General features: G+C 73.0%; 13 protein-coding genes. 7 read left to right on the top strand and 6 right to left on the bottom strand.

What is annotated here, in order from left to right; translation table 11 throughout:
* Positions 1-12 precede the first annotated feature (12 nt).
* Together LG634_RS18265 and rpsA are read right to left on the bottom strand one after the other, a co-directional pair.
* Positions 13-951, bottom strand: a complete 939-nt coding sequence (locus tag LG634_RS18265) for a PAC2 family protein (protein WP_226735000.1) — start codon at positions 949-951, stop codon at positions 13-15.
* 197 nt (positions 952-1,148) lie between these two features.
* Entirely contained in the window at positions 1,149-2,654 is a 1,506-nt protein-coding gene (rpsA, locus tag LG634_RS18260; protein WP_226734925.1) for a 30S ribosomal protein S1, read from the bottom strand.
* 328 nt (positions 2,655-2,982) lie between these two features.
* Between rpsA and LG634_RS18255 the strand changes: the two genes are divergently transcribed.
* Both LG634_RS18255 and hrpB read left to right on the top strand, forming a co-directional pair.
* Positions 2,983-3,855, top strand: a complete 873-nt coding sequence (locus LG634_RS18255; protein WP_226734924.1) for a class I SAM-dependent methyltransferase — start codon at positions 2,983-2,985, stop codon at positions 3,853-3,855.
* A gap of 5 nt (positions 3,856-3,860) precedes the next feature.
* Positions 3,861-6,413 carry an ATP-dependent helicase HrpB gene (gene hrpB / locus LG634_RS18250; RefSeq protein ID WP_226734923.1) on the top strand — a complete coding sequence of 851 codons (2,553 nt, stop codon included), beginning with the start codon at positions 3,861-3,863 and terminating at the stop codon, positions 6,411-6,413.
* Here the strand turns inward: hrpB and pgfA are convergent.
* From pgfA to LG634_RS18235, 3 genes are all read right to left on the bottom strand, one after another.
* Positions 6,400-7,407: a cell envelope lipid trafficking protein PgfA gene (gene pgfA / locus LG634_RS18245; RefSeq protein ID WP_226734922.1), complete on the bottom strand. Its 1,008-nt coding sequence runs from the start codon at positions 7,405-7,407 to the stop codon at positions 6,400-6,402. The genes hrpB and pgfA overlap by 14 nt on opposite strands.
* A gap of 10 nt (positions 7,408-7,417) precedes the next feature.
* On the bottom strand, positions 7,418-7,558 hold the full coding sequence (locus LG634_RS18240) for an SPW_0924 family protein (RefSeq protein WP_226734921.1): 141 nt from the start codon (positions 7,556-7,558) through the stop codon (positions 7,418-7,420).
* A 359-nt stretch (positions 7,559-7,917) separates the two neighbouring features.
* On the bottom strand, positions 7,918-9,066 hold the full coding sequence (locus tag LG634_RS18235) for a lytic transglycosylase domain-containing protein (protein WP_226734920.1): 1,149 nt from the start codon (positions 9,064-9,066) through the stop codon (positions 7,918-7,920).
* A gap of 182 nt (positions 9,067-9,248) precedes the next feature.
* On the opposite strand from LG634_RS18235, the gene LG634_RS18230 reads away from it, so the two are divergent.
* Positions 9,249-10,043, top strand: coding sequence for a DUF4184 family protein (locus tag LG634_RS18230; RefSeq protein WP_226734919.1), 795 nt, complete (start codon positions 9,249-9,251; stop codon positions 10,041-10,043).
* 225 nt (positions 10,044-10,268) lie between these two features.
* Here LG634_RS18230 and polA read toward each other — a convergent pair whose 3' ends face one another.
* Complete coding sequence (gene polA / locus LG634_RS18225) at positions 10,269-12,989, bottom strand: DNA polymerase I (protein ID WP_226734918.1); 2,721 nt, start codon at positions 12,987-12,989, stop codon at positions 10,269-10,271.
* 112 nt (positions 12,990-13,101) lie between these two features.
* Between polA and LG634_RS18220 the strand changes: the two genes are divergently transcribed.
* The 4 genes from LG634_RS18220 to LG634_RS18205 all read left to right on the top strand — a co-directional run bounded on the left by LG634_RS18220 (position 13,102) and on the right by LG634_RS18205 (position 18,366).
* On the top strand, positions 13,102-15,384 hold the full coding sequence (locus LG634_RS18220; protein ID WP_226734917.1) for an FdhF/YdeP family oxidoreductase: 2,283 nt from the start codon (positions 13,102-13,104) through the stop codon (positions 15,382-15,384).
* 105 nt (positions 15,385-15,489) lie between these two features.
* On the top strand, positions 15,490-15,978 hold the full coding sequence (locus LG634_RS18215; RefSeq protein WP_226734916.1) for a PaaI family thioesterase: 489 nt from the start codon (positions 15,490-15,492) through the stop codon (positions 15,976-15,978).
* A 169-nt stretch (positions 15,979-16,147) separates the two neighbouring features.
* On the top strand, positions 16,148-16,567 hold the full coding sequence (locus LG634_RS18210; protein ID WP_226734915.1) for a hypothetical protein: 420 nt from the start codon (positions 16,148-16,150) through the stop codon (positions 16,565-16,567).
* Between the two features lie 563 nt (positions 16,568-17,130).
* Complete coding sequence (locus LG634_RS18205) at positions 17,131-18,366, top strand: branched-chain amino acid ABC transporter substrate-binding protein (protein ID WP_226734914.1); 1,236 nt, start codon at positions 17,131-17,133, stop codon at positions 18,364-18,366.
* Positions 18,367-18,510: the final 144 nt, after the last annotated feature.

The following is an 18,510-nucleotide window of genomic DNA, read 5'->3' as shown; positions in this document are numbered from 1 at the left end:
GGGCCCTGCGGGTCAGGCGTCCCCTTCGCGCTCCGCGAGGAAGCGCTCGAACTCGCGGCCGATCTCGTCCGCGGACGGGATCTCCGCCGGCTCCGCGATCATGTTGCCGCGGGTCTCGGCCCCGGCTGCCGCGTCGTACTGGTGCTCCAGTCCCTGCACCAGCGAGACCAGCTCGTCGTCGCCCTCGCGGATCTGCCGGTCGATTTCGGTCTGCGTCCGGTGCGCCTCGGCGCGCAGCGAGTGCGCGACGCCCGGCAGCACCAGGCCGGTGGCCGCGGTGATGGCCTCCAGGGCCGTCAGGGCGGCGTCCGGGTACGGGGAGCGGGCGATGTAGTGCGGCACGTGCGCGGCGACGCCCAGCACGTCGTGCCCCGCCTGCGCGAGCCGGAACTCGACGAGCGACTCGGCGCTGCCGGGCACCTGCGCCTCGTCGAACGGGCTGCGGTGGCCGGGCATCAGGTCCGTGCGGTTGCCGTGCGGGGTGAGGCCCACCGGCCGGGTGTGCGGGACGCCCATCGGGATGCCGTGGAAGTTCACGGAGAGCCGCACGCCGAGCCGCTCGACGATCTGCTCGACCGCCTTGGCGAAGCGCTCCCACTCCACGTCCGGCTCGGGACCGGACAGCAGCAGGAACGGCGCTCCGGTGGCGTCCTGGACGAGCCGTACGTCGAGCTGCGGGGCCTCGAAGGCCGTCCAGCGGTCGCGCTGGAAGGTCAGGACGGGCCGCCGGGCGCGGTAGTCGACCAGCCGGTCCGCGTCGAACCGGGCGACCACCTGGTGGGGCAGCGTCTCCAGCATCCGGCCGACGATCTGTTCGCCGGTGTCGCCGGCGTCGATGTAGCCCTCGAAGTGGTAGAGCATGACCAGTCCGGCGGAGTCCTGGGCCAGCGCCAGGTCCACCACCGCCAGACCCTTCGCGTCCCACTCGTACAAACCCTGTGGATCAAGCACCGTCACCACTCCTCCTCGCGTCAATGCAATGAACGTACGAGGAGCCGCAGCCATTCCCCCGGGCGGGGGCACCGCCCGTGAACACTCAGTGAAGTGCGCCGGGGAATGCGCCGCACAACGCGGTAAGGCCCGCCCCCCAGAGGGGACGGGCCTTACCGTTTCAGCTCAGGCTCGCGCCGGAGCGCGATGCGCTGCGATCAGCTCTGGCCGCCGGCCAGCTTCTCGCGGAGCGCGGCCAGGGCCTCGTCGGAGGCCAGGGCGCCGGAGGTGTCGTCCGACTCCGAGGAGTAGGAGCCACCGGAGATGCCCGCACCGGCGTTGCCGGCGGCCGGGGCGGCAGCGCCCTCGGCAGCGGCGGCCTCGTCGGCCTCGCGGCTCTTGATGACCTGCGCCTGGTGCTGCTCGAAGCGGACCTGCGCCTCGGCGTACTGGCGCTCCCACTCCTCGCGCTGCTTCTCGTAACCCGGCAGCCAGTCGTTGGCCTCGGGGTCGAAGCCCTCGGGGTAGATGTAGTTGCCCTGGTCGTCGTAGGACGCGGCCATGCCGTACAGGGTCGGGTCGAACTCGACCGACGCCGGGTCGGCACCGAAGGACTCGTTGGCCTGCTTCAGCGACAGCGAGATCCGGCGACGCTCGAGGTCGATGTCGATGACCTTGACGAAGATCTCGTCGTTGACCTGGACGACCTGCTCCGGGATCTCGACGTGGCGCTCGGCCAGCTCGGAGATGTGGACCAGGCCCTCGATGCCCTCGTCCACGCGGACGAACGCACCGAACGGGACCAGCTTGGTGACCTTACCCGGAACGACCTGGCCGATCTGGTGGGTACGGGCGAACTGCTGCCACGGGTCCTCCTGGGTCGCCTTCAGCGACAGGGAGACACGCTCGCGGTCCATGTCGACGTCGAGGACCTCGACGGTGACTTCCTGGCCGACCTCGACAACCTCGGACGGGTGGTCGATGTGCTTCCAGGACAGCTCGGAGACGTGGACGAGACCGTCGACGCCACCCAGGTCCACGAAGGCACCGAAGTTGACGATCGAGGAGACGACGCCGGAGCGGACCTGACCCTTCTGCAGGGTGGTGAGGAACGTCTGGCGGACCTCGGACTGGGTCTGCTCGAGCCAGGCGCGGCGGGACAGGACCACGTTGTTGCGGTTCTTGTCCAGCTCGATGATCTTCGCCTCGAGCTCCTTGCCCACGTAGGGCTGGAGGTCGCGGACACGGCGCATCTCGACCAGGGAGGCCGGGAGGAAGCCGCGGAGGCCGATGTCGAGGATGAGACCACCCTTGACGACCTCGATGACGGTACCGGTGACGATGCCGTCTTCTTCCTTGATCTTCTCGATGGTGCCCCAGGCACGCTCGTACTGGGCGCGCTTCTTCGAGAGGATCAGGCGGCCTTCCTTGTCCTCCTTCTGGAGAACAAGGGCCTCGATCTCGTCGCCGACCTTGACGACCTCGTTCGGGTCGACGTCGTGCTTGATCGAGAGCTCGCGGCTCGGGATGACGCCTTCGGTCTTGTAACCGATGTCGAGCAGGACCTCGTCCCGGTCGACCTTCACGATGACGCCGTCGACGATGTCGCCGTCGTTGAAGTACTTGATCGTCTCGTCGATCGCGGCGAGGAAGGCTTCCTCGTTACCGATGTCGTTGACCGCAACCTGCGGGGTGGTGGCGGTGGTCTCGGTGCTGCTCGTCATGTGGGAAAGGGCTCCGGTTACGGACAGAAAGTCGTAGGTACTGCTACGCCGGGAGCCTTTATCGCGTCTGCCTGAGCCGGACAGCCAAAGAGGCCGGCGCCGCCGGGGCGGCACGGAAGCCTCGAAAACCGAGAGGTTGCAACAGATGCGAGCGCAGCCTGCTAGGTCCGAGGAGCACAGGCTCGCAGCGCAACTTGTAGCATACGGGGGCAGCCGGACAGGGTCAATGCGCGAAGGCGCCCACCCCGGGCGGAACACCGCACTCCCGGCACAACTCGTGTGCAGACAGGCGCGGCTGCGTGCTGCGAAGACTACGACGGCGGGCCCGATGAACCAAGAGGATGACGCCACCGAAGGCGTGTACGACGCGACGCACGGGGGCCCGGAGGGCGCCTGGGACGACTCCGACGACGCCGAGGCCACCCGGCGTGACGCCGGGGACGCGGAGAGCAGCCGGGCCAGCCGCGGCTGGTGGGACCGCAATGCCGACGAGTACCAGAGCGAGCACGGCGCCTTCCTCGGCGACGACCGCTTCGTCTGGGGCCCGGAGGGACTCGACGAGGCCGAGGCGGCGCTCCTCGGCCCGGCCGACGGCCTGCACGGCAAGGACGTCCTGGAGATCGGCGCCGGCGCCGCGCAGTGCAGCCGCTGGCTGGCCGCCCGGGGCGCCCGGCCGGTCGCGCTGGACCTGTCGCACCGGATGCTCCAGCACGCCCTGCGGATCGGCGAGGGCGACCTCCCGCTGGTCCAGGCCGACGCCGGGGCGCTGCCGTTCCGCGACGGCTCCTTCGACCTGGCGTGCTCGGCGTACGGCGCGGTGCCGTTCGTGGCGGACCCGGTGAAGGTGATGCGCGAGGTGCACCGGGTGCTGCGGCCCGGCGGCCGCTGGGTCTTCTCGGTCACCCACCCGATCCGCTGGGCGTTCCCGGACGAGCCGGGCCCCGAGGGCCTGTCGGTGTCCGCGTCCTACTTCGACCGGACCCCGTACGTGGAGCAGGACGAGACCGGCCGGGCCGTGTACGTCGAGCACCACCGCACGGTCGGCGACCGGGTCCGCGACGTGGTGGCGGCCGGGTTCCGGCTGCTGGACCTGGTCGAGCCCGAGTGGCCGGCGTGGAACGCGCAGGAGTGGGGCGGCTGGTCCCCGCTGCGCGGCAACCTGATCCCGGGCACGGCGGTCTTCGTCTGCGAACGGGACTGACCGCCGTGGCCGCCGCCATACGCTCCGACGCGCTGGCCGCCCTCCCGGTCCGGGAGGCCGTGCCGGCCCTCTCCGACGCCCTGGCCGGGCACGGCGCCGCCGTGCTGTGCGCGCCGCCCGGCACCGGCAAGACGACGCTGGTGCCGCTGGTGCTGGCCGGACTGGTGCCGGCGCCCGGGTCCGCGGCGCCGCGGCCGGTGCGCCGGGTCGTGGTGGCCGAGCCGCGGCGGATCGCGGCCCGGGCTGCGGCGCGGCGGATGGCCTGGCTGCTGGGCGGGAAGCCGGGCGGCGCGGTGGGCTTCACGGTCCGCGGGGAGCGGGTGGCCGGGCCGGACACGGTGGTGGAGGTGGTGACCACCGGTGTGCTGCTGCAGCGCTTGCAGCGCGACCCGGAGCTGTCCGGGGTGGACGTGGTGGTCCTCGACGAGTGCCACGAGCGGCATCTGGACGCGGACACCGTCGCCGCGTTCCTGCTCGACGTGCGCGCCACCCTGCGGCCCGAGCTGGAGCTGGTGGCGGCGTCGGCGACGACGGACGCCGAGGGCTGGGCCCGGCTGCTGGGCGACGCCCCCGTGGTGACGGCGGCCGGGGTCGCGCACCCGGTGTCCGTGGTGTGGGCGCCGCCGGCCCGGCCGGTGCGGCCGCCGCACGGGATGCGGGTGGACCCGGCGCTGCTCGCGCACGTCGCGGGCACGGTCCGGCGGGCGCTGGCCGAACACGAGGGCGACCTGCTGTGCTTCCTGCCCGGCGTCGGGGAGATCTCCCGGGTCGCGGGGCAGCTGGCCGGAGTGCCGGCCGAGGTGCTCCAAGTCCACGGGCGGGCGCCGGCCGCGGTCCAGGACGCGGTGCTGGCGGGCGGTGCCGGGCGGCGGGTGATCCTGGCGACCGCGGTCGCCGAGTCCAGCCTGACCGTGCCGGGGGTGCGGATCGTGGTGGACGCGGGGCTGGCCCGCGAGCCGCGCACCGACCACGCGCGCGGGCTGGGCTCGCTGACGACCGTACGGGCCTCCCGGGCGGCGGCCCGGCAGCGGGCGGGACGGGCCGGGCGGGAGGCGCCGGGCGTGGTGTACCGGTGCTGGGCGGAGGCGGAGCACGACCGGCTGCCGGCGTTCCCGGCGCCGGAGATCAGGCTTGCGGACCTGGCGTCCTTCGCGCTGCAGGCCGCGTGCTGGGGCGATCCGGAGGCGACCGGGCTGGCGCTGCTGGACGCGCCGCCGGCGGGGGCGCTGGCGGCGGCGCGCGAGGTGCTGGCCGCGGTCGGCGCGGTGGACGCGGCCGGCCGGGCCACCGCCCGCGGCACCCGCATGGCCCGGCTCGGACTGCACCCGCGGCTGGCCCGCGCCCTCCTCGACGCGGCCCCGCGGACCGGCGCCCGGCGGGCGGCCGAGCTGGTCGCACTGCTGAGCGAGGAGCCGCCGCGCGAGTACGGCGACGACCTCGCCGCCGCCTGGCGCACGGCCCGCCTGGGCGGCGACGCGTACGCGGCCCGCTGGCGGACGGAGGTGCGGCGGCTGAGCGGGGCGGCGGACGGCGTTCCCGGGGCTTCGGGCGGCGGGGCCGCCGGGACCCTGTCGGATGACGTGGCGGCCGGGCTGGTCGTGGCGCTGGCGTTTCCCGAGCGGGTGGCGCGGGCGCGGGCCGGGGGTGCGTATCTGATGGCCTCCGGCACGGGGGCCGAGGTGGCGGAGGGGTCCGCGCTGCGGAGTGCGCCGTGGCTGGCGGTCGCGGTGGCGGACCGGGGCGTGCACGCGGCGTCCGCGCGGGTGCGGCTGGGGGCCGTACTCGACGAGGCGGCGGCGCGGGAGGCGGCCGGGCACCTGCTGTCCGCGGGCGAGGAGGTCGGCTGGGCGGACGGCGAGGTCGTGGCGCGCCGCGTGGAGCGGCTGGGTGCGGTGGAGCTGGCGGTGCGGCCGCTGCGGGACCCCGATCCGGCCCTGGTGCGGGCCGCGCTGCTGGACGGGCTGCGGCGCGAGGGTCCGGGCCTGCTGCGCTGGACCGCCGAGGCGGCCGGGCTGCGGGAGCGGCTGGCGTTCCTGCACCGGGTGGCCGGCGGCCCGTGGCCCGACGTGTCGGACGCCGCCCTGCTGGCCCGGCCGGACGACTGGCTGGAGCCGGAGCTGTCGCGGGCCCGGCGGCGGGCGGACCTGGCCCGGATCGACGCCGGCCAGGCCCTGAACCGGCTGCTGCCGTGGGCCACCGGGGAGGCGGCCCGCCTGGACGAGCTGGCGCCGGAGCGGCTTGAGGTGCCGAGCGGTTCCCGGATCCGGCTGGACTACTCGGCCGAGCAGCCGGTGCTGGCGGTGAAGCTGCAGGAGATGTTCGGCCTGCGGGAGACCCCGCGGGTGGGCGGCGCCCCGGGCGTACCGGTGCTGGTGCACCTGCTGTCGCCGGCCGGGCGGCCCGCGGCGGTGACCGCGGACCTGGCGTCGTTCTGGGCGGACGGCTACCGGTCCGTGCGCGCCGAGCTGCGCGGCCGCTACCCGAAGCACCCGTGGCCGGAGGACCCCGCGGGCGCGGAGCCCACCCGGTTCACGAACGCGCGGCTCAGGGGGCGCTGACCGGCTCGCCCGCCGGGTCCCGGGCCGGCCGGCAGGCGGCGTCCCGGCGCCGGCCGCGGGCCTCCAGCCAGAGGGCGAGCCCGAGCAGGACGGCGCCGCAGACGGCGGAGCCGACCGGGGCGTACGTGTGCAGGGCGAGGACCTTGATGCGGTTCGCGGCGACCAGGTCGACGGTGTGCCGGAGGTAGTCCTCGCGCATCTTGACGTGCCCGTCGAACACGACGAGCCGCTGGTCCGGCGCGTTGGCGGCGAGGGTGCCGCCGCGCAGCTCCTCGGTGTGGATCTCCTCGCCGTTGACGGGGGCGCCGGTGACGGGCTCCACCCAGAACATCCGCTTGGTGGTGTACCAGCGGCTGGTGCCGAACGTCTTCTCGATGGTGGACGCGTCGAAGCCGGGCAGCGGCATCTTCTTCGGGAACGGCACCTTGGTCCACGGGATGGTCTGCTCGTAGTAGTAGACGTCCAGGCCGCGGAACTTGCGGGGGCCGACGTAGTGGATGGGCGCGGAGGTGCGGGTCTGGGCGTCGAAGTAGAGGTAGTCGCGCGGCTCGGTGAAGAACGGCCACTTGAACTCGATGCCGGTGCGGCGGACGGGGTCGCCGTCGACCATTTCGCCGGTGGCGTGTACGGGGTCCTGGGTGTGGGCGTCGAAGATGTACCGCTCGGGGATGGCGGAGACCATCTTGCCGTCGGGGCCGGCCATGTAGGAGAGCGCGTCCCAGACGACGACGTCGCGGCCGGCGCTCGCCTCGATCTCCTTCGAGCGTTCGACGTTGCCCTTCAGGGTCTGCACGATGGTGATCCTGGGGACCTTGCGGGGGGTGAGGGTGCCGTAGTCGAGCAGGGTCGCGGGCTTCGCCTCCAGGACGGCCTCCTGGTACTGGCCCGGGGGGATCTTCGCGAAGCTCGGGTACATCCACCAGCGCAGCAGTGGGGCGAGCGCGGTGCAGAACACGGCGAGGGAGAGCAGGACGAGGCTCGCTCTGCGGCGCATGCCGGCCTCCTCACTTTCCGGGGGCGGAGGGGATGGTGGTGAGGAGCGGCTTGGGGGAGGTGCCGGGTTCCGGCGGGCCGATCGCCGTGGCGAGGAACACCAGGAGCAGGGCGGCGGCCAGGCCGGTGGCTGCGGCGAGGAGTGCGCGCACGGGGGTGCACCTCCGGGATGTGACGGGGTGTCAGGGCGGGCACCGTAGCAACGCGGCCCGCAGATTTGAACAGGCCGGTGGTGTGCGGGCGGCTGTGACCCTGCGGGGCCGTTCCCCTCCCCGCCCCTTCCCGAACCGGGGCTCCGCCCCGGGCCCCGGTCCTCAAACGCCGGACGGACTGAAAGATCGGGGCTCCGCCCCGGACCCCGCGCCTCAAACGCCGGCGGGGCTGGATTTTGCCCCTCAGCGGGCGGCGGCCGAAGTCCGGGCAGGGAAGACTCCAGCCCGTCCGGCGTTTGAGGACCGGGGGCGTGGGGGCGGAGCCCCCGCTTCGGGAAGGGGCGAGGTGGGGGAGACCCCTAGGCCGACGGGCTCGGATTCGCCGACGGCTTGGACGTCGCCGTGGGCTCGGGCGCGGGGGTCACGCTCGGCGTGGGTGTGGCCGTGGGCGTGGGCATCGCGGTCGGCTTCGAGGTCGGAGTCGGCGTGGGCGTCGGCGTGGGCGTCGGCGTCGGCGTGGGCGTGGGCGTCGCGGTCGGCTTCGGAGTCGGCTTGGGCGTGGGCGTGGGCGTCGGCGTGGGGGTCGGGGTCGGCGTCGGCGTGGGCGTCGGCTTGGGCGTCGGCGTGGGGGTCGGGCTCGGCTTGGGCTTGGGGGTGGGATTCAGCGGCGGCTTCGGGTTGGGGAGTTCGCGGGTGCCCGTGAGGTAGTACGCGTACCAGGAGCGGATGGTGTTCAGGTACTCCGTCGAGTGGTTGTAGCTGAGGACCGCGCGGTCGAGGTCGGACGGGGTGCGCAGGTCGCGGGCGCCCGCGCAGAGGTAGCGGCCGGCCGCGAGGGCCGCGTCGAAGATGTTGTTGGGGTTGCGGACGCCGTCGCCGTTCGCGTCCTGGCCCCACGTGCGCCAGGTGGACGGGATGAACTGCATCGGGCCGACGGCCCGGTCCCACCGGCTGTCGCCGTCGTACGCACCGCCGTCGGTGTCGGAGATGTCCGCGAAGCCGTTGCCGTTGAGGACGGGCCCCAGGATCGGCGTGTAGGTGGTGCCCGCGGCGTCGACCAGCCCGCCGCGCGCCTGCCCGGACTCGACCCTGCCGATCGCGGCGAGCAGCTGCCACCGCAGGCCGCAGCCGGGGTCGCCGGCGGCGACGGTCGCTTCCGCCTGCCGGTAGGCGGCGAGCACGGTGGCGGGTATCCCGCGGCTGCCGGGCCCGGCCATCGGGGTCCGCAGCACCGGCGCGGTACGCGGGGGTGCCGCCGGGCGCGGGGCCGCGGGCGTGGCCGACGGCGTGGGCGCGGGCTGGGGTGCGGGGTCGCCGGGCGGCAGCGGGGAGTCCAGCGGCGGCAGGGCCGTGTAGTACTCGGTGCTCGCCACGGGCGGCTGCCAGGCCGCCGCCACCGGCTGCACGGCGGGACTCGCCGCCGCCTCCCCGGCCGGTCCCTGCGAGGCCACGGCGACGCCGGCGACGAGCGCCGACAGGACGGCGGCCGCGCCTCCGCGGTGCCGCATGCGTGCTGAACGTGCTGCTGCCATGGCCCTGGCCCTCTCCCCCTCGACGGCCTGCGTCCGCGTGACAGTACGACAGTTCGCTGTGAAACGGCACTGGTTGGCGGGGGCGTTCACCAATCCCCCACGTGTGCTGTGGCCTGCGCATACTGGGACGCCCGAGATCCAGCCAGGAAGGCGGTTCCATGCCGTTCACACTCAGCCATGCCGCGGCCGTACTGCCGGGGCTGCGGCGCAGCGGGCGGGGGCGGGGGCTGCTGGTCGCCTCGGGACTGGTCGCCGGGTCCTTCGCGCCGGACCTGGCGTTCTTCGCGGCGAGTGCGGTGCCGGGTGCGATGGCGTTCGGGACGTTCACGCACTCGGTGACCGGGGTGCTGACCGTGGACGTGCTGCTGGCGGGAGTGCTGGCGGGGGTGTGGCTGCTGGTGCGGGAGCCGGTGGTGGCACTGCTGCCGGGGCGGTGGCGGGGGCGGGTGTACGGGGTGGTCCGGGGCGAGGTGTGGCGGGGGCGGCGGGTGCTGCCGCTGGCCGGTGCGTTCTGGGTGTCGGCGGTGGCGGGGGCGGCCACGCACGTGGTGTGGGACAGCTTCACGCACCACGACCGGTGGGGGACCGATGCGTTTCCGGCACTGGCGCGGACCGGGTGGGGTGGGCAGCCCTGGTTCGCCGTGCTGCAGTACGGGTCTTCTGTGGTGGGGCTGGTGGTGCTGGGGTGGTTCGTGGGGCGTGCATTGCGGGAGGTCGAGCCGGTGGGGGTGCCGGGGGTGGCGCTGAGCGGGCGGGGGCGGATGGGGGTGCTGTGCCTGTTGGGCGGGGCGGTGGTGGTGGGGGCCGGGCAGCGGCTGCTCTTGTGGCTGTCCTATGACCCGCCGGTCTCGACCGTGCTCGACATGGTGCCGGCGCTGTGTTTCGGGGCCGGTACGGGGTTGTTGTGCGGGCTGCTCCTGTACGCCGCCGCCCTCCGGCTCCGCCACCCCTGACCCTGCGGGGCCTCTCCCCCGCCCCTTCCCCGAACCGGGGCTCGGCCCCGGGACCCCCGGTCCTCAAACGCCGGACGGGCTGAAAGATCGGGGCTCCGCCCCGGACCCCGCGCCTCAATCGCCGGCGGGGCTGGATCTTGCCCCGCAGCATCCAGCGCTACAGGGAAGTCCGGCGGCCCCCGCCGGCAGACTCCGGCCCGTCCGGCGATTGAGGGAACCCGGGGGTCAGTGGGCGGCGGACTCCCAGTCGGGGCCGGCGCCGACCGAGACGTCCAGCGGCGCGCGGAGTTCCACCGCGGCCGCCATCTCCCGGCGGACCAGCTCCTCGACTTGCGCCCGCTCCCCCGGCGCGACCTCCAGGACGATTTCGTCGTGGACCTGGAGCAGCATCCGGGAGGACAGTCCCGCCGAGACGAGCGCGCGGTCGACGCGGATCATCGCGACCTTGACGATGTCCGCCGCCGTCCCCTGGATCGGCGCGTTCAGCGCCATCCGCTCGGCCGCCTCGCGCCGCTGCCGGTTGTCGCTGTTGAGGTCCGGCAGGTACCGGCGGCGGCCCAGCATCGTCGCCGTGTACCCGGTCGCCCGGGCCTCGTCGACCACCCGCTGCAGATAGTCCCGCACGCCGCCGAACCGCTCGAAGAACGTGTCCATCAGCCCGCGCGCCTCCGCCGGGTCGATGCCCAGCTGCTGCGACAGGCCGAACGCGGACAGCCCGTACGCCAGCCCGTACGACATCGCCTTGATCTTGCGCCGCATCTCCGCGTCGACGGCCGACCGCTCCACGCCGAACACCTGCGAGGCGACCGTGGTGTGCAGGTCCTCACCGGACAGGAACGCCTCGATCAGGCCCTCGTCCTCGGACAGGTGGGCCATCACGCGCAGCTCGATCTGGCTGTAGTCGGCCGTCATCAGCGACTCGAAGCCGTCGCCGACGACGAAGCCGCGGCGGATCGCCCGGCCCTCGTCGGTGCGCACCGGGACGTTCTGCAGGTTCGGGTCGGTCGACGACAGCCGGCCGGTGGCGGCGACCGTCTGGCTGAAGGTGGTGTGCACCCGGCCGTCGGCCGCGACCGTCTTGATCAGGCCCTCGACGGTGGACCGCAGCCGCGCCTGCTCCCGGTGCCGCAGCATGATCACGGGGAGTTCGTGGTCCGTCTGCGAGGCCAGCCAGGCCAGCGCGTCGGCGTCCGTGGTGTAGCCGGTCTTGGTCTTCTTCGTCTTGGGCAGGCCCAGCTCGCCGAAGAACACCTCCTGGAGCTGCTTGGGCGAGCCCAGGTTGAACTCGTGGCCCACCGTGGCGTGGGCCTCCTTCACCGCCTGCTGCACGGCGTCCGCGAACTGCCGCTCCATCGCCTCCAGGTGGTCGCGGTCGGCGGCGATGCCGTACCGCTCCATCCGGGCCAGCAGCTCGGACGTCGGCAGCTCCACCTCGTGCAGCAGCTCGACCGCGCCGACCTCAGCGAGCCGGCCGGTGAACGCGTCACCGAGGTCGAGGACCGCGCGGGCCTGCGCCATCAGCGCGTCCGCCTCCGCGGACTCGTCGGCCCCGAACGCCAGCTGCCCGTCGGCGGCGGCCGGCTGGAGCTCGCGGCCCAGGTACTCGACGGACAGCACGTCCAGCGCGAACGACCGCCGGCCCGGCTTGACCAGGTACGCCGCCAGCGCCGTGTCCATCGCGACGCCCGCGACGGTCCAGCCGTGCTCGGGGAACACCCGCATCGCGGCCTTGGCGTTGTGCATCACCTTGGGGCGGTCGGCGTCGCCGATCCACGCGGCGAACGCCTGCTCGTCGGCCTCGTCCAGCTGCGCCGGGTCGAACCAGGCAGCCGCCCCGCCGGCGGCGGCCAGCGCCACCTCGGCGACCCGGCCGGCGCCCAGCGCCCAGCTGTCGACCGTGGCCACGCCCAGCGGGCCCGACGCGTGCGCCGCCAGCCACGGGGCCAGCTCGCCCGCGCCCAGCACGCTGCCGTCCAGCTCCACCCCGGCGGCCGGTGCCGGCTCCTCGTCCTGCTCGGCGCCCGGGTCCACGGCCAGCAGCCGCTCGCGCAGCGAGGCGTTGCGGATCTCCAGGACGTCGAGGACGCCCGTGACGGCCTTCCGGTCGTACGGCTTGCGGGCCAGGTCGGCGGGGGTGCTGCCGAGTTCCACGTCACGGACCATCTCGGTCAGGACGCGGTTCATCTTCACGGCGTCCAGGTGGTCGCGGAAGTTCTGCCCGGCCTTCCCCTTCACCTCGTCGGCCCGCTCCACCAGCTCCGCGAACGAACCGAACTGGTTGATCCACTTGGCGGCGGTCTTCTCGCCGACGCCCGGGATGCCCGGCAGGTTGTCCGACGGGTCGCCGCGCAGCGCCGCGAAGTCCGGGTACTGCGAGGGCGTCAGCCCGTACTTCTCCTGGACCTTCTCCGGCGTGAACCGCGTCAGCTCGGAGACGCCCTTGGTCGGGTACAGCACCGTGGTCTGCCCGCTGACCAGCTGGAACGAGTCGCGGTCACCGGTGACGATCAGGACGTCGAAGCCGGCCGCCTCGGCCTGCGTGGCCAGCGTCGCGATCACGTCGTCGGCCTCGAAGCCGTCCACCGCGAACCGCGGCACCGCCATCGCGTCCAGCAGCTCGCCGATCAGCTCGACCTGCCCCTTGAACTCGTCGGGCGTCTTCGAGCGGTTCGCCTTGTACTCGGGGAACTCCTGCGACCGCCAGGTCTTGCGCGACACGTCGAACGCCACCGCGAAGTGCGTGGGCGCCTCGTCCCGCAGGGTGTTCGCCAGCATCGAAGCGAACCCGTAGATCGCGTTCGTCGGCTGGCCCGCAGCGGTCGTGAAGTTCTCCGCGGGCAGCGCGAAGAACGCCCGGTACGCCAGGGAATGCCCGTCCATGAGCATCAGGCGCGGGCGCTGCTCCGCTGGGGTCTGGTCGGTCTGCTTCGCTGCTGTCTCTGCCACGCCCCCGAGCCTAGTCGGCCCCGCCGACAATGCAGCGGCTGCCCGCCTCCCGGGGCGTGACAGGATCGGAGTGGCACCACACCGCACGGCACCACGTTCAAAGGGGAGCGACATGGCCACCAAGCCGCCCGCAGGGGATCCGGTCCAGGACGCACCGCAGGTCGCGCCCCCCAAGCACGCGGCGGCGGGCCTGCCCGCCATCGGCCACACCCTGAAGATCGCCCAGGCCCAGATGGGCCTGCGCCGCACCGCGCAGACCCTCCTCAAGGTCAACCAGAAGGACGGCTTCGACTGCCCCGGCTGCGCCTGGCCCGAGGGCGACAAGCGGCACACCGCCGAGTTCTGCGAGAACGGTGCCAAGGCCGTCGCCGAGGAAGCCACCCTGCGCCGGGTCACCCCCGACTTCTTCGCCGCGCACCCGCTGTCCGACCTCGCCGGCCGGTCCGGCTACTGGCTGGGCCAGCAGGGCCGCCTCACCCAGCCGATGTACCTGCCCGAGGGCGCCGACCGCTACGAGGCCGTCACCTGGGAACGCGCCTTCGCGATCATCGCCGAGGAGCTGCGCGCCCTGTCGTCCCCCGACGAGGCGCTCTTCTACACCTCCGGCCGCACCAGCAACGAGGCCGCGTTCCTGCTCCAGCTGTTCGCCCGCGAGTTCGGCACCAACAACCTGCCGGACTGCTCGAACATGTGCCACGAGTCCTCCGGCTCGGCGCTGGTCGAGACCATCGGCATCGGCAAGGGCAGCGTCTCCCTCGAAGACCTCCACCAGGCCGATCTGATCATCGTGGCCGGCCAGAACCCCGGCACCAACCACCCGCGGATGCTCTCCGCCCTGGAGCAGGCCAAGGCCGCCGGCGCGAAGATCATCTCGGTGAACCCGCTGCCGGAAGCCGGCATGGAGCGGTTCAAGAACCCCCAGACCCCGCTCGGCATGATCCGCGGCGCCGCCCTCAACGACCTGTTCCTCCAGATCCGCATCGGCGGCGACCAGGCCCTCTTCCGCCTCCTCAACAAGCTGGTCCTCGCCACCGAAGGCGCCGTCGACGAGACCTTCGTACGCGAACACACCCACGGCTACGAGGAGTTCGCCGCGGCGGCGGCCGGAGCCGACTGGGACGAGACCCTGAAGGCCACCGGCCTGCAGCGCGCCGAGATCGAGGAGGCGCTGCGCATGGTGCTCGCCTCGAAGCGCACCATCGTCTGCTGGGCGATGGGCCTCACCCAGCACAAGCACGCCGTCGCCACCATCCGCGAGGTCGTCAACTTCCTGCTGCTGCGCGGCAACATCGGCCGCCCCGGCGCCGGCGTCTGCCCGGTCCGCGGCCACTCCAACGTGCAGGGCGACCGCACGATGGGCATCTTCGAGCGGCCCGCACCGGCATTCCTCGACGCCCTCGACAAGGAGTTCGGCATCACCTCGCCCCGGCACCACGGCTTCGACGTGGTCCGCTCCATCGAGGCGCTGCGCGACGGCGAGGCCAGGGTGTTCTTCGCGATGGGCGGCAACTTCGTCGGCGCCACCCCCGACACCGAGGTCACCGAGGCCGCCATGCGCAAGGCCGCCCTGACCGTGCACGTCTCCACGAAACTGAACCGCTCCCACGCGGTCACCGGCCGCCGCGCCCTCATCCTGCCCACCCTGGGCCGCACCGACAAGGACGTGCAGGCCACCGGCCGCCAGTTCGTGACCGTCGAGGACTCCATGGGCATGGTGCACTCCTCCCGCGGCAACCTCGTCCCGGCCAGCCCGCACCTGCTGTCCGAGCCCGCGATCGTGGCGCGGATGGCGCGCGCCGTCCTCGGCGAGGCGTCGGCGACCCCGTGGGAGGAGTTCGAGCGCGACTACGGGGCGGTCCGCGACCGGATCTCGCGGGTGGTGCCCGGCTTCGAGGACTTCAACGCCCGCGTCGCCCGGCCCGGCGGCTTCACCCTGCCGCACGCCCCCCGCGACGAGCGCCGCTTCCCGACCGCCACCGGCAAGGCCAACTTCACCGCCGCCCCGGTCGAGTACCCCGAGGTGCCCGAGGGCCGGCTGCTGCTGCAGACGCTGCGCTCGCACGACCAGTACAACACCACGGTCTACGGACTGGACGACCGCTACCGCGGCATCACCGGCGGCCGCCGCGTGGTCCTCGTCAACCCCGACGACGCCCGCGGTCTGGGCCTGGCGGACGGCGCGTACACGGACCTGGTGAGCGAGTGGAAGGACGGGGTGGAGCGGCGCGCTCCGGGGTTCCGGGTGGTGCACTACCCGACCGCGCGCGGCTGCGCCGCCGCGTACTACCCGGAGACGAACGTCCTGGTGCCGCTCGGTTCGACCGCCGACACCAGCAACACCCCGGCCAGCAAGTCGGTGATCGTCCGCTTCGAGCCGGCCGGCGGCGGCGCCTGACCTGCCCGGACGTGCGGGCCGGGGAGTGCGGGCGGCTGTCCGTACTCCCCGGTCACCTGATATGAAGACCCTAGTTAACGGTCGTTTACGAACGGAGCCGGCCCCATGGGCGAGCAGACGCACGTGAAGTTCCCGCAGGAGATCATCGACGAGTACGCCGGGCTCGGGATCGACCTGCCCGCCCTGTTCTCCGCGGGCCACCTCGGCAACCGCATGGGCATCCAGATCCTGGAGGCCGCACCCGACCGGGTCGTCGGCACCATGCCCGTCGAGGGCAACACCCAGCCGTACGGGCTGCTGCACGGCGGCGCCTCCGCCGTGCTCGCCGAGACCCTCGGCTCGGTCGGTGCGATGCTGCACGGCGGCCACCGGAAGATCGCCGTCGGCCTGGACCTGAACTGCACCCACCACCGGGCGGCCCGCTCCGGCCTGGTCACCGGCACCGCCACCCCGCTGCACCGCGGCCGCTCCACCGCCACGTACGAGATCGCCATCACCGACGAGGACGGCCGGCGGGTCTGCACGGCCCGCCTGACCTGCATGCTCCGCGAGCTGGACGCCGCCGAACCGCCGGCGACGCCCGCCACCCCCTGACCCGCACCCGCACGGGCAAGTCGGTACGGGAACCCGCACCCGGCCCCGTCCGCAGCCGCCGCGCGGCGCTCCCCGGCCCTCCGCCAGGCCGCCGGGGAGGGCCCGGCGGCGCGCGGCAATCGTGCCGCGACCGTTGTGTCACCGAAGGTGACGTCCTACCGTCCCCTTCATGGGGACCACGCCGCACGCCCTGGCCCGGTACGCCGGCTGCGCGCTCCTCGCCGCCCTGGCCGCCGCCGGCTGCTCCACACCCGGCCCGCCCGCCCCGCCCGGCCCCGCCACCCCGAGCACCACCCCCAGCCCCGCCCCGCGCACCAGCTCCCCCGCCGACGTCTGCACCAGCCTGATCACCTACTGGGCCCGCGAGGCACTCACGGGCGGTAAGTGGGCCGGTCTCGACTGGGAGCAGAAGGGGATGTCGAACGGACAGTTCGAGATCCACGAGCAGGTACTCGCAGAGGCCCGCGCGGAACAGCGAACTCGCGGCCGCGAGGCGGCACTTGAGCTGATCGAGCGGCGCACGCGGCAGCGCTGCACGGAGGAGCGCGGGGCGCTGCGCAGCTCCGAGAACTGGCGCCCGCCGCGCTGAGCCGGTCTCCGGATTGCCGCGCCCGCCGTCCGCGTTCCGGTCACCCGACCGGGGGGCGCACAGCAGGCGCACGGCCAGCAGGTCGGAGCCCTGCACGCGCCCCTCGAACGCTCCGGCACCATCCGATGATCTTCCGACCCACCATCACCCTGTGTAATCATCCAGCGTTGCGGAATGCCCCGCCGAAGCCCGTTTTCGCACATCAGAGCCCCGCCGGGGAATCACGCCGGACACATTGCGCTACCGAAATGCCAAAACGATCAGCGTCAGTACCATCAAAGCCTCAAGCCCCTTAGCGGAGCTGGGAATTCTCACCATGCGGACGATCAACGACACCCCCAAAGGTCCGATCTGTCGCACTTCCCGGCACACATTCTTGGCCTTGGCATAACAAGAGCGTCACATCCTCCTTTCCCCGCTCCCCGAGTTCGCCACCTCCGCTCTAGAGTCACGGCCAGTCACCGCGCCGCCGGGCGCAACCAGCACGGCCGCGTACCTCCCAGAGCGGCCCGGCGACCGAACGGCACCCCACAGCGGGAGCCGCGCCAGGGAAAGGAAGAATCGTGCGACACCGTTCTTTGCTCGTTCTGACCACCGTGATCACCACCGGGGCGCTGACCCTCTCCGCCTGTGGATCGCGCGGGGAAGATGGAAAGTCCGACAACTCCGGCGACAAGAAGACCGTCGTCGTGATCGGCGTCGACGCCCCCCTCACCGGCTCGCTCTCCGCCCTCGGCCAGGGCATCAAGAACTCCGTGGACCTGGCCGCCAAGACGGCCAACAAGAACAACGAGGTCCCCGGAGTCGAGTTCAAGGTCGAGGCCCTCGACGACCAGGCCGTCCCGGCCTCCGGCCAGGCCAACGCCACCAAGCTCGTCGGCAACAAGGAAGTCCTCGGCGTCGTCGGCCCCCTGAACTCGGGCGTCGCCCAGTCCATGCAGGGCGTCTTCAACTCCGCCAACCTGGCCCAGGTCTCCCCGGCCAACACGAACCCCTCGCTCAGCCAGGGCGACAACTGGGGCAAGGGCGAGTTCAAGCGCCCCTTCAAGACCTACTTCCGCACCGCCGCCACCGACGTGGTCCAGGGCAAGTTCGCCGCCCAGTACCTCTTCAAGGACGCCGGCAAGAAGAAGGTCTTCGTCGTCGACGACAAGCAGACCTACGGCGCCGGCCTCGCGGCGATCTTCTCCGACGAGTTCAAGCGCCTCGGCGGCAAGGTCGTCGGCACCGACCACGTGACCGTCAAGGAGACCGACTTCTCCGCCACGGCCAACCGCGTCAAGTCCTCCGGCGCCGACTCCGTCTACTTCGGCGGCCAGTACCCCGAGGGCGGCCTGCTCTCCGACCAGATCAAGAAGACCGGCGCCAAGATCCCCACCTTCGGTGGCGACGGCATCTACGACCCGGCCTTCATCAGCGCCTCCGCCGAGGCCAACGAGGGCGACCTCGCCACCTCGATCGGCTACCCGGTCGAGAAGCTGCCCACCGCGAAGAACTTCATCGCCGACTACAAGGCCGGCGGCTACAAGGACGACTACGCGGCCTACGGCGGCTACTCCTACGACGCCGCCTGGTCCATCATCCAGGCCGTCAAGGCCGTCGTCTCCGCCAACGGCAACAAGGTCCCGGAGGACGCCCGCGCCAAGGTCGTCGAGGCCCTCGGCAAGGTCAGCTTCGACGGCGTCACCGGCAAGGTCGCGTTCGACGAGTACGGCGACACCACCAACAAGCAGCTGACCGTCTACCAGGTCAAGGGCGGCAAGTGGGTCGACGTCAAGAGCGACACCTTCAACGAGTAAGCAGCCCCCGGGTTCACCTCGTAATCCCCCAGGCCCTCCCGGCCTGACAGGCCCCGGCCTGTGACTCAACACCAGAACCACGCCGCGGGGGGGGGGCCCCCGCCCCCCCCCCCCCCGCCACACCCCCCCCCCCCCCCGCCCGGC

The organism is Streptomyces bambusae, assembly GCF_020532645.1.
Taxonomy (GTDB): Bacteria; Actinomycetota; Actinomycetes; order Streptomycetales; family Streptomycetaceae; genus Streptomyces; species Streptomyces bambusae.
This window is presented reverse-complemented; position numbering and strand designations above follow the sequence as displayed.